Source organism: Kitasatospora sp. cg17-2, from assembly GCF_054031055.1.
Genome location: NZ_CM132923.1, coordinates 5,394,662 through 5,406,207, shown reverse-complemented (window position 1 = coordinate 5,406,207; position 11,546 = coordinate 5,394,662). Strand labels below are relative to the sequence as shown.

Here is an 11,546-nt window from a genome sequence, read left to right as displayed (position 1 = left end):
CCCTTTCCCACAACCCGACGGAGCCCCCATGCGCCGACACCGCGGCGTCCTGCTGTACGCCGCTCTCCTGGCCCAACTCGCCGCCGGCCCATCCCCCGCTTCGGCCACCGCCCCCACCGGCCCCGGCGCTCCGTTGCCGACCTCCCAGTGCGGGGTGGTCCGCAGCGGCGAAACCCCGCTCGGAGACGCCGAGGTGACGCTCTACCAGGCCGGTGCGAACGGGTCCGGCCGACCGCGGGTACTGGCCCGCACCCGCAGCACCGCCGACGGGCACTTCACCCTCGACCACCACCGCCCGGACGACCCCCGAGCCGTTCTCTACGTCCTCGCCGAGCTGCCGCGGCCCGGCGGCGCCCCCGCCGACGGCGACCGGACCGCACCGCACGGCCCGGTGACCCTGGCCGCCGTCCTCAGCGGCGCCGACGCCCCGACCGAACTCGTCGTCAACGAGCGCACCACCGTCGCCGTCGCCTACGCGCTGGCCCGCTTCACCGACCCGGACGGCATCTCCGGCCCCCACCCCGGACTGCAGAACGCCGCCGCGATCGCGCACAACCTCGCCGACACCGGTACCGGCGGGATCGCCGCCATCCTCGCCTCGCCGCCCAACGGCCCCCTCACCTCGACCATGGCCGAGTTCAACACCCTCGCCAACCTGCTCGCCTCCTGCGTCACCGGTGACGCCTGCGACCGACTGCTCGACCTGGCCCGGCCGCCCGGTCGTGAACGGCCGCGCGACACCCTGCGCGCCGCCGTCGACATCGCCCGTACCCCCGACCACAACGCCGCCGCCCTCTTCGCCCTCGCGCAGACCAGCCGGAGCTACCTCCCCGCCCTGCCCGCCGCGCCGGCCGCCTGGACCGTCGCCCTGCGCTACGACGGCAACGGCCACGAGATCGACGGCCCCGGCAACATCGCCTTCGACGCCGACGGCAACGCCTGGGTCACCAACAACTACCGCTACGGCGCCGACCCCACCGTCCCGGTCTGCGGGGGCCGCACCGTGCTCAAGCTCACCCCGACCGGCCACGACGCCCCCGGCGCGCCCTATCGCGGCGGCGGCCTCTACGGCGCCGGCTTCGGCATCACCCTCGACGCCCGGGGCACCGCCTGGGCGGGCAACTTCGGCTTCCAGGGCACCGGCTGCCCGATCGACCCGGCCCCACTCGAACGCAGCCTCTCCCAGTTCGCCCCCGACGGCACCCCGCTGTCCCCGCCCGAGGGCTGGCGCCAAGGCGGCATCGCCCAGCCCCAGGGCATGGCCACCGACCGGGCCGGCACCGTCTGGGTGGCCAACTGCGGAGGGGGCAGCGTCACCCGGATCCCCGACGGCGACGCCGGCCGTGCCCGGGAGGTCCCCACCCCTGCCCTGCGGAAGCCCTTCGACACGGCCGTCGACCCCGCCGGCCGCCTCTGGGTCACCGGCAACGGCAATGACACCGTCCAGCTCCTCGCCCCCGACGGGACCCTGCGGCAGACCGTCACCGGCGGCGGCCTGCGCCGACCGCTCGCCGTCGCCACCGACAGCCGCGGCAATGCCTGGGTCAGCAACAGCGGCGTACTCCCCGTCCCCTGCGCCGACACCACTCCGGCCGACCTCGCCGCCGCGGCCACCGCCGCCACCGACGACCCCGCCACCCGCCCCGGCGCCTCGGTCACCCTGATCCGCCCCGACGGCACCCCCGCCCCCGTCCCCTTCACCAACGGCGGCCTGTTCCTCCCCTGGGGCATCGCCGTCGACGGCGACGACACGGTCTGGGTCGCCAACTTCGGCGGCCACCGGGTCGCCCGCCTCTGCGGCACCGACCTCACCGCCTGCCCACCCGGCTTCCGCACCGGCCAGCCGATCTCCCCGCCCGACACCGGCTACCCGAGCGACGGCCTGGACCGCAACACCGGCCTCCGGATCGACCCCTCCGGCAACGTCTGGCTCGCCAACAACTGGCGCACCGTCCCCCTCCAGACCAACCCCGGCGGCCACGAACTGGTCCTCCTCGTCGGCGCCGCCGCCCCCGTCCCCACCCCGCCCCGGAACTGAGCCCGCAGACCCCCGAAAAAGGGTCCGGCCAGAAACCCGACCGGGCTCTCCCCCACCGACCCGCACCCCACGGACCGAGGGCGACCGATGTCAGGACGCCGTTGCCGCGCGCGACGACGGCAACGAATGCAGAAAACGCAAAAGCCCCAGGTCACGGCGAGTGAGTCCTGGGGCTTCTACAGAGCCGCCTGCGGGATTCGAACCCGCGACCTACGCATTACGAGTGCGTTGCTCTGGCCAACTGAGCTAAGGCGGCACCGCTGCCGAAGCGTCGGCAACGCGGGCCAGTCTACACAGGTTCGCGGGTGATCCGTAACGCGGTGGGGAGGCGGTGGGGAGGGCCGGGAGGTCAGGCGGAGGAGACGGCGAGCTTGGCGGCGAAGCCGGCGAAGAGGGCGGCGACGCTGCCGGTGAGGGTGGCGGAGAGGCGCTTGCGGCGGCGGAAGGCGGAGGCGAGCGAGGTGCCCGCGAAGATCAGCACGGAGAGGTAGAGCACGCTGAAGCCCTGCAGGATCCCACCGAGGAGGGTGAAGGAGAGCACGGGGCTGCCGTAGGACGGGTCGACGAACTGGGTGAAGAAGGAGAGCAGGAAGAGGATCGCCTTGGGGTTCAGCAGGCTGATCACCAGGGCGCGGCGGAACGGGCGCTCGGTGGGCCCGGGTGCCTCGGCGGCGGCGCCGTCGGCGGCCTCGTCGAGGGCCCGGTGCTCGCGCCACAGGCCGCGGGCGGCGCGCAGCATGCCGATGCCTATCCAGAGCAGGTAGGCGGCGCCGCCGAACTTCACCACGGCGAAGACGGCCGGGTTGGCCTTCAGCAGGGAGGCGGCGCCGAGCGAGGTCAGGCTGATGAGGGTGAAGTCGCCGACGAAGACGCCGGCGGCGGCCTTGTACCCGGTGCGGACGCCCTTGCGGGCGGCGACCGAGAGCACGTAGAGGGAGTTGGGGCCGGGGAGGAGGACGATGACGAGGGCGCCGAGGACGTACGTCGTCAGGTCGTTGACTCCGAGCACGGTGGGCTCCGGGAGGGGCGAGGAGGGGAGGGGGCGCCCATCGTAACGGGCGCTCCCTCACCGTCCACAGGTCTTGCCGTTCTCCGGCGGCTCGCCGCCCAGCAGGAAGCGGTTGACCGCGCCGTCGAGGCAGCTGTCGTGGCGGCCGTACGCGGTGTGGCCGTCGCCGTCGTAGGTCAGCAGCCGTCCGGACTCCAGCTGCCCGGCCAGCGCCTGCGCCCACGCGTAGGGGGTGGCCGGGTCCCGGGTGGTGCCGACGACCACGATCGGGGCGGCGCCGGCGGCCCGGACGGTGTGCGGTGTGCCGGTCGGCCGGACCGGCCAGTAGGTGCAGGTCAGCGCCATCCAGGCCATGTCGCGGCCGAACCTCGGCGAGGTCCGCTCGAAGTCGGGGACCGCGCGGGCGGCGTCGTCCGGGCCGGCGAACGGCGCGGGCAGGTCGAGGCAGTTCACCGCCATGTTGGCGAACATCAGGTTGGGGTACGAGCCGTCCGCCTCCCGCCCGTAGTAGGCGTCGGAGAGCTTGAGCAGGCCGGTGCCGTTGCCCGCCTCCGCGTCGGCGAGCGCGGTGCGCAGCCGGGGCCAGAGGAAGTCCGCGTACATGGCCTGGATGACGCCGGTGGTCGCCTGCGCCTCGCTGAGCCGCCGGGCGCCGTCGTCGGTCGCCAGCGGGCCGGCGTCGACCGCGGCGAACAGGGCGGCGAGCCGCTCGCCGGCCTGCTGCTCGGTCCGGCCGAGCGGGCAGTCCTCGCGGGCGGCGCAGTCCCGGGCGAAGGCCGTCCAGGCGGTCTCGAAGCCGCCCGCCTGGGTGCGGTTGCCGGTGAGGGAGTCGAGCGAGGGGTCCATCGCGCCGTCGAGCACCATCCGCCCGGTGCGGCCGGGGAACAGGCCCGCGTAGGTGGCGCCGAGGAAGGTGCCGTAGGACTTGCCGACGTAGTGCAGCCGCTCGTCGCCGAGCAGCGCGCGCAGCACGTCCAGGTCGCGTGCGGCCTCGACGGTGCTCAGGTGGCCGAGCCGGTCGCCGGACCGCTGTCGGCAGCCCTCGGCGAACTCCTTGGCGGCGGCCACCAGGGCGTCGACCTCGGCCTGGTCGTCGGGGGTGATGTCGACGGCGGTGTAGGCGTCCATCCGCTCCCCGCCGAGGCAGGTGACGGGCGCGCTGCGGCCGACCCCGCGCGGGTCGAGGCCGACCAGGTCGTAGCGGGCGCGGACCCCGGCGTCGTAGGTGCGGGCCACGCCCTCGACGTACTCGACGGCCGAGCCGCCGGGGCCGCCCGGGTTGAGCAGCAGGGAGCCGATCCGCTCGCCGGGGGCGACCGTGTCACCGGGGGCGGCCGGAACGGCGGGGGCGCGGACGGCGGCCAGGGTGAGGTCGCCGTCCGCGGGGCGGTCGTAGTCCAGCGGCACCCGGAAGGTGGTGCACTCGTAGCCGTCGTCGCAGGGTGTCCAGCCGAGCCGCTGCGCGTAGTAGGGGGCGAGCGCGGGCGGCACCGCGGCGGGCAGCGGCTCCAGCGGCGTGGCGGCCGCCGCGCCCCCGGCCGGCCCGGCGAGGCCCGCCGGGCCGGCGCCGGGAGAAGCACCCCCGGGAGAAACAGTCCCGGGGGAAACAGCCCCGGGAGAAACACCGGCGGAGGGAACAGCACCGGACGGAACAGCGCCGGACGGGGCGTCACCGGCCGAGCAGCCGCCCGCCACCAGACCGGCCGCCGTCACCAGTGCCACCGCGACGGCGATGCCGGTACGACGCTCGCGCGCCCGAGCCCGCGATGACACGTCCTGCCGCCCGTCGGCCCGCATGTGGGATCCCCTCAGCCGTCCACGCCCGCCGGCGGCAGCCGCGCCGCCACCTGGGAGTACCGGAAGCGTAGTGCCCGCGCCGGGCCTGCTCAGGACGCCTTGCCGAGCGTCTCGCCCAGGTACTGGGCCGCCTGCCGAACCAGCCGCAGCCGGATCCGGTCCGCCGAGTAGTCGGTCGCGTTGTCGGAGATCCGCACCTCGGCGCGGGCGGCGGCGCCGGTGCCGCCGCGCAGTGCCGACTGGAGCTTGCGGGCGGCGTCCAGTCCGGCGGTGTCGGCCTTGCCGGCGGCGAGCAGCAGCCTCGGGGTCCCGACGGCGGGCGCCTCGGCGCCGGTCCGGGCGAGCGCGGCGGGGTCGTACCGGCCGGAGACGGCGGCCGCCGCGCCGTACAGGTCGGGGCGGGCGAGACCGGCCGCGGCCGCGCAGGGGGCGCCGTCGCCGACGCCGAGCGTGCCCCAGCCTGCCGGGCCGGGCGGCAGGGTGCGGAAGGTGGCCGCGATGGTGGTGCGCAGCGCCGCGTCGTCGGCGACGGCCATCGGGGCGGCGGCGACCAGTTCGCAGGGGTGCGCGGTGCCGTTCGGCGCCTCGGGGGCGACCAGGATGAACGGCTTGGACCTGGCGCTCTGCACGGCGGAGGAGAGGCCCTCGAAGACGTCCGGGACCTCGGTGTCCGCGGTCTTCCGGGGAGTGGCGGCGTGCATCACGACGACCGGGAAGCGGGCGTTCGGGTCCTTCGCGTACTGGGCGGGCAGCCAGACCCGGACATTGCGCGGGTGACCGTCGGGGCCGGGGACGGCGGACTGGAGCAGTTCGCCGCCGCCCGGGTGGCCGACGCTGTCGAACCGGCTGGCCACCGGCAGCGGGGTGGGTGTCGGCGTACTCGCGGAGGTGGTGGAGGCGGCAGCGTCGACGGCCTCGACCGGCGGTGCGGCCGGGCGGCCGGCGGCCGGGCCGTCGGCCCCGCCCCCGAAGCCGTTTCCGGCCCCTGCCCCGCTCCCCTCGAACCGCTCGGCGGCCGAACCGGTCCGCCCGGAGGCCCCGCCGTCGAGGCTCCCGAACGCGCCCACCGCCGTCAGCAGCGTCAGCACGGTGACGCAGATCCCGCAGACCATCGCCCCGGCCGCGCGCACCAGCATCGGCCACTGGTCCCCGCTCAGTTCGTACGTCTCGGCGACCCGTAGGTCCCGCCAGCGCACCAGCGCGCCGCGGGCCAACCAGACCCCTCCCCCGGCGACGGCGAGCAGGGGAACGAGCAGAAGCGAACGGACCATGGGACGCACCACCTCGGGGAGGGCCGGACGGGCGGTCGGGCCCGGCACCGTACGGGACGCGACGGCCCCGGCGGCGGGGCGCAGTCGGCCCCCAGCGTGCAGGGCGAGCGGGACGTCGTACGACGGTGCGCCCGGCGCGTATCGCTCGTTCACTCGAAGGTGGGACGCGGCACTGGGGCGGGAAGCCGTACCGGCCCCGGCGCGGACGCCGTGAACGACCCCGGCACGAGCCGCCCCACCGGCTCCGGCCCGACTCCGGCCCGGCCCGGCGCCGCCCGGCCCTGCCCGGCGGTCAGCCCGCCCGCAGGGCCACCGTCATCGCCTCGACGGCCAGCAGCGGATCGACGTTGCGGTCCAGCGCCACCCGGCAGGCGAGGATCGCCTCGATCCGGCGCAGGGTGGACTCCGGCGGACCGGCCTGGGCGACCCGGTCGAGCGCCTGCCGCTGGTCCTCGTTGGCGAGCGCGCCGGTCGAGCCGAGCTGGATCGCCAGCACGTCCCGGTAGAAACCGAGCAGGTCCAGCAGGGCGACACCGAGGGTCTCGCGGCGGGTACGGGTGGCCCGGCTCTTCTGCCGCTTCTCCAGCTCCTTGACGGCGCCGGCCATACCGCGCGGCGCCTTGCCGCCCTCGGACGCGCCGTACACGGCCTTGAGGTCGTCGGTCTCCTTGCTGTCCTGGGTGTCGGCGAGCGCCTCGGCGTCGGCCTTGGCGGTGTCGACCAGGCGCTGGGCGGCGGCCAGGCAGCCGCCGATGTCGCCGACCTCCAGCGGGATCCGCAGCACCTCGGTGCGCCGCGACCGGGCCTGGTCGTCGACGGCCAGCCGGCGCGAACGCTCGATGTCGCCCTGACCGGCCAGCGCGGCCAGCCGGGCGGTGTGCGGATCGACGCCGTCGCGCCGCACCAGCATGTCGGCGACCGCCTCGGCGGCCGGGGTGCGCAGCACCAGCAGCCGGCAGCGGGAGCGGATGGTCGGCAGCACGTCCTGCACGGAGGGGGCGCAGAGCAGCCAGACGGTGCGCGGGGAGGGCTCCTCCACGCCCTTGAGCAGCGCGTTGGCGGCGGCCTCGGTGAGCCGGTGGGCGGCGTCGACCAGGATCACCGACCAGCGGCCGCCGGTGGGGTAGCTGGAGGCACGCAGCACGAGGTCGCGCATGTCGCCGACGCCGATGGACAGGCCGTCGGTGCGGACGTACTTCACGTCGGCGTGGCTGCCCGCGAGAACGGTGTGGCAGCCGTCGCAGAAGCCGCAGCCGGGGGTGCCGCCGAGCGCGAGGTCGGGGCTGGTGCACTGGAGCGCGGCGGCGAAGGCCCGCGCGGCGGTGATCTGGCCGGCCCCGGGAGGTCCGGTGAACAGCCAGGCGTGCGTCATCAGCGAGGCGTTCGCGCCGGACACCGGCCCGGTGCCCCGCCCGGCGCCGACGATCGCCCCGGCTGCCCGGGCGGCGCCGGTCAGCTGCTCGACCACCCGCTCCTGGCCCACCAGGTCGTCCCAGACGGCCACTGCTGCTCCCACGCTCGGTACGGACCTGCCGCCGGCGCCCGAAGCGGCGACGGCGGGAGCCGGAGGCCGCCGGACGGACCCGTCCGGCCTTGGTCTCCCGCTTCCCGCCGTCGAGCATACGTGCCCGGTACGACGTCGCCGGGTGGCTCCGGACCGGGCCCACCGGCACCGGGCCGGGCTGCCGCAGGCCCGTCCCGACCCACCCGCTGTTCAGGACGTTCCGGCTGTTCCGGACGTCCCGACCGTTCCCGCTCCGTTCCGGTTGTTCCCGCTCCGTTCCGGGCGGTCAGCTCCGACGGCCCCAGCGCCGGCCCTTGCCCTTGCCGTCGTCCTGGCCCCCGTCACGCCGCCCGTCACCGGCGCCGGCGCCCGGACCCACCTGGCCCGTCGGTCCGGACTGGCCGCCCTGACCGCCCTGCCCCCAGCCGGCCCACTCCTCGCGGGTACCGAGCAGGGTGTCGGTGAGGCTCGGCAGATCGTCGAGCGGGGTCTCCTCCGCCCAGTCCGGCCGGGGCCTGGCCTCGGCGACCGGCGGCTGCTGCGGGTCGACCACCGGCAGCTCGCGGGTGCTGTCCACCGGACGGTCCGCCGGCGCCGGACGAGGCCCGCTGCCCGGTCGCGCGTCCCGCCAGAGGCCCGGCGGCACGTCACCCGGAGAAACCTGGCCCGACGGCACCTGTCCCGACGGTGCCTGACCCGACGGCGCGTGGCCGGACGGCGTGTGGCCCCCGGGACGCCCCGGCTCGATCCTCGGCAGCACCGCGGTCCGGTCCGCCTCGTCGGCCGGAATCCGCGGCAGCACCGCGGTCTCGTCCGCCGGGATCCGCGGCAGCACCGTCGTCTCGTCCGCCGGAACGACCGGCAGCACCGCCGTCTCCGCGACATCCGCCGCCTCGCCGGGCCGCCCGGCGGCGCCGCCGCCCAGGACCGGAAGCTCCCTGGTCGAGTCGTTGCCGTCCCGCCGGTCCGACGGCCCGGAGTCCTTCACGACCCGCAGCTCGGTGGTCACCGCGTCGTCCGGACCCGCCCCGGCGGCACCCGGGACGTCCCCGCCCCGGCCCGTGCGCTCCGCGCGCTCCGCCGCCTCGGCGGCCGCCGCAGCGGCAGCGGCCAGCGCGGCGGCCTGCGCCAGCCGGGCCTCCTCGGCCCGCTGCAGCGCCTCCTCCGCCCGGCGCCGCTGCTCCTCCCGGGCCAGCTCGCGCTGACGCTGGAGCTCCGCCCGGGCGGCCGCCTCCTCGGCGAGCCGCTTGCGCTCGGCCTCCTCGACGGCCCGGCGCGCCTCTTCCTCGGCCCGCCGCTTCGCCTCTTCCTCGGCCCGCTTGCGGGCCTCCTCCTCCGCCCGCAGGCGCGCCTCCTCGGCGGCCTTGCGCGCGGCCTCGGCGGCGACCCGCGCGGCCTCCTCCTCGGCCAGCCGCTCCTTCTCCGCCTGCTCGGCCCGGAGCTGCGCCAGCACCTCCTGGCGCTTGCGCTCGGCGGTCTCCTCCTCGGCGCGCTTGCGGGCCTCCTCCTCGGCCCGGCGCCGGGCCTCCTCGGCGGCCTTGCGCTCCTGCTCGGCGCGGGCGGCCTTCTCCTGCTCGGAGAGCGGCAGCTCCCGGTCGAGCCGGTGCCGGACGGAGGTGGTGACGAGGCCGGGGGCCTGGCTGCCGTCGACGACCAGGTAGCGCGCCGGGTCGGCGGCGGCGAGCGCCAGGAAGCCGGAGCGCACCCGTTGGTGGAACTCGGTCGGCTCGGACTCCAGCCGGTCCAGCGCCTCGGTGAAGCGCTCCCGGGCCCGGGTCGGGTCGACGTCCAGGACGACGGTCAGGTCGGGCAGCAGCCCGCCGGTCGCCCAGCGGGAGATCCGGGCCACCTCGGTGGCGGCCAGGTCGCGGCCGGCGCCCTGGTAGGCGATCGAGGAGTCCATGTACCGGTCGGTGATGACCACGGCGCCGCGGGCCAGGGCCGGGCGGATCACGTTCTCGACGTGCTCGGCCCGGTCGGCCGCGTAGATCAGCGCCTCGGCGCGGTGCGAGAGGCCGGTGTTGCCGACGTCCAGGACGAGGCTGCGCAGCCGCTGCCCGATCGGGCTGCCGCCGGGCTCACGGGTGAGCACGACCTCGTGGCCCTTGCCCCGGATCCACTCGGCGAGCGCCTGGGCCTGGGTGGACTTGCCGGCGCCGTCGCCGCCCTCCAGGGCGATGAAGAAGCCGGTGCCCGCCCGGTGCGGGGCCGGACCGGTGGCGCCGCGCACCGAGTCGACCAGGTCCCGGCCGAACGGCACGGTGCCGCGCCGGTCGTCGGTGCGCAGCAGCACGACGACGGCCAGGACGAGGGTGAGCAGTCCGGCGGTGCCGACGGCGAGGGCCGCGCCGCCGTGGATGAAGGTGAACGAGCCGGGCTCGACGGCGCCGTACTGGACGTCCCCGTAGGCGGCGGCGATCAGCGGCAGGCCGACCAGTGCGGTGCCGACGACGACCCGCAGCACGGCGTAGAGGTGCTCGGTGACCTTGGGCAGCCGGGCCTCCTCGACCTCCAGGGCGAGCAGGCTGCGGCCGGTGGAGATCACCACGCCGGCGGCCAGCGCGGCCAGCACGGTGAGCAGCAGCAGGAGCACGAAGTCCAGCACCAGGCCGGCCAGGACCAGCGCGAGTCCCTCGGTGAGCAGCGCCAGGGCGAGCAGTCGGCGGCGGGAGAGCGTGGGCAGCACGGCCCGGGTGATCCGGATCCCCAGCGCGGGGACGCCGGTCGCGGCCAGCACCAGCAGGCCGTAGCCGATCGGCCCGGCGCGGTGCTCGACGGCGGTCAGCAAGGCCAGCGCGGCGACGCCGGCCATCGTCGCGTACCCGGCGGAGACGGCGAAGGTGAAGTACGGGGCGGCACCGGTGCGGCCCTTGGCCAGGGCGGGGCCGGGGGTGGCGTCGGTCGGTGCGCGCAGCCCCCGCAGCGGCGAGGACGGCGGCACCCGGACGGGACCGCCGGGCAGTTCCTGGACGTACACCCGGGCGGCCGAGACGGCGAACAGGGCGGCCGCGCCGAGGGCGGCGAAGGTGGTCTGGTGGGCGCGCAGCCAGTCCGAGCCGAGCGCCGCGAAGACGTTGTTCAGCAGGGTGAGCACGACGAGCGCGCCGGCGCCGAGCGGCAGCGCGGCCCAACCGGTGCGGTGGTCCAGGGTCCGGACGGTGGCCAGGTTGGCGGCGGACGGACGCCGCTCGCCGGCCGGCGCGTAGGGGTCGACGGGCGGCAGCAGGGCCGGGACCGCCGCGGCCTTGGCGATCGCCCAGACCCGCTCGGCGGCACCGGTCAGGAACACGGTGGCGAGCAGCACCCAGGTCGCGGCGCCGGAGGGCTTCGGGCCGGAGCCCAGCCAGACGATCCACCACGGGGCGACGCCGACCAGGACGACGCGCAGCACGTCGGCGCCGAACAGCGTCCAGCGCCGGTCGAGCCTGCCGGTGAGCAGCCCGTGCACCGGGCCGAGCAGGGCGGCGCCGACCAGTCCGGTGGCGGCCAACCGGGTGGCGAGGACGGCGGCGACCGCGAAGGCGAGGCTGCGCGGCAGGTCGCCGAACTGCCGTCCGAGGACGGCGGCGACCACGGTGAGCATCAGCAGCACCAGCAGGCCGAGCCGGTCCGCGGTGCCGCCGATCAGCTGGGTGGTCCACAGGCGCCGGTAGGGGCGCAGCCGCAGCAGCGCCCGGATCCGCTCGCCGGCGGTCCCGGCGGGCGCGACCTCGGGCAGGTCGGGCCTGCCGCCCGGTCCGGCCGCCGCGGCGCTGGGGGTGGGCTGCTCCTCGCTCGTCATACGGTCAGCGTAGCGGTCGGAGCATGGCGCAAAAGAGGGGAGCACGGCTCCGGGCGGGCGCCGCCACCGGGTTGTGACAGACCGCGTACGCCCCTGTCACGCCCCCGCCGCGAACGGGACGGGCCCGCGCCGCCGGAGCGGACGCG

Annotated in this window: 6 protein-coding genes and 1 tRNA gene; 1 reads left to right on the top strand and 6 read right to left on the bottom strand. The window is 76.6% G+C overall.

Annotated elements, in window-relative coordinates:
- The first annotated feature begins 28 nt into the window (after positions 1-28).
- Positions 29-2,038 (top strand): hypothetical protein, encoded by a 2,010-nt coding sequence (locus ACW14Y_RS22920; protein WP_456983248.1) that lies wholly within the window; start codon positions 29-31, stop codon positions 2,036-2,038.
- Positions 2,039-2,220: 182 nt separating this feature from the next.
- On the opposite strand, the gene ACW14Y_RS22915 is transcribed toward ACW14Y_RS22920, so the two are convergent.
- The 6 genes from ACW14Y_RS22915 to tmk all read right to left on the bottom strand — a co-directional run bounded on the left by ACW14Y_RS22915 (position 2,221) and on the right by tmk (position 11,400).
- Positions 2,221-2,294 (bottom strand) — tRNA-Thr (locus tag ACW14Y_RS22915).
- A 93-nt stretch (positions 2,295-2,387) separates the two neighbouring features.
- Entirely contained in the window at positions 2,388-3,047 is a 660-nt protein-coding gene (leuE, locus tag ACW14Y_RS22910) for a leucine efflux protein LeuE (RefSeq protein ID WP_340631264.1), read from the bottom strand.
- 57 nt (positions 3,048-3,104) lie between these two features.
- Positions 3,105-4,820, bottom strand: coding sequence for an alpha/beta hydrolase (locus ACW14Y_RS22905; RefSeq protein ID WP_456983246.1), 1,716 nt, complete (start codon positions 4,818-4,820; stop codon positions 3,105-3,107).
- 113 nt (positions 4,821-4,933) lie between these two features.
- Entirely contained in the window at positions 4,934-6,115 is a 1,182-nt protein-coding gene (locus ACW14Y_RS22900; protein ID WP_456983244.1) for a hypothetical protein, read from the bottom strand.
- A gap of 292 nt (positions 6,116-6,407) precedes the next feature.
- Complete coding sequence (locus tag ACW14Y_RS22895) at positions 6,408-7,619, bottom strand: DNA polymerase III subunit delta' (RefSeq protein ID WP_380299630.1); 1,212 nt, start codon at positions 7,617-7,619, stop codon at positions 6,408-6,410.
- A gap of 286 nt (positions 7,620-7,905) precedes the next feature.
- Positions 7,906-11,400, bottom strand: coding sequence for a dTMP kinase (gene tmk, locus ACW14Y_RS22890; protein WP_456983242.1), 3,495 nt, complete (start codon positions 11,398-11,400; stop codon positions 7,906-7,908).
- Between the last annotated feature and the right edge of the window lie 146 nt (positions 11,401-11,546).

Bases quoted from the DNA above. Each gene is read 5' to 3' on its own strand.
- ACW14Y_RS22920 (WP_456983248.1), top strand. From the start codon at position 29: ATGCGCCGACACCGCGGCGTCCTGCTGTACGCCGCTCTCCTGGCCCAA.
- ACW14Y_RS22900 (WP_456983244.1), bottom strand. From the start codon at position 6,115: ATGGTCCGTTCGCTTCTGCTCGTTCCCCTGCTCGCCGTCGCCGGGGGA.
- tmk (WP_456983242.1), bottom strand. From the start codon at position 11,400: ATGACGAGCGAGGAGCAGCCCACCCCCAGCGCCGCGGCGGCCGGACCG.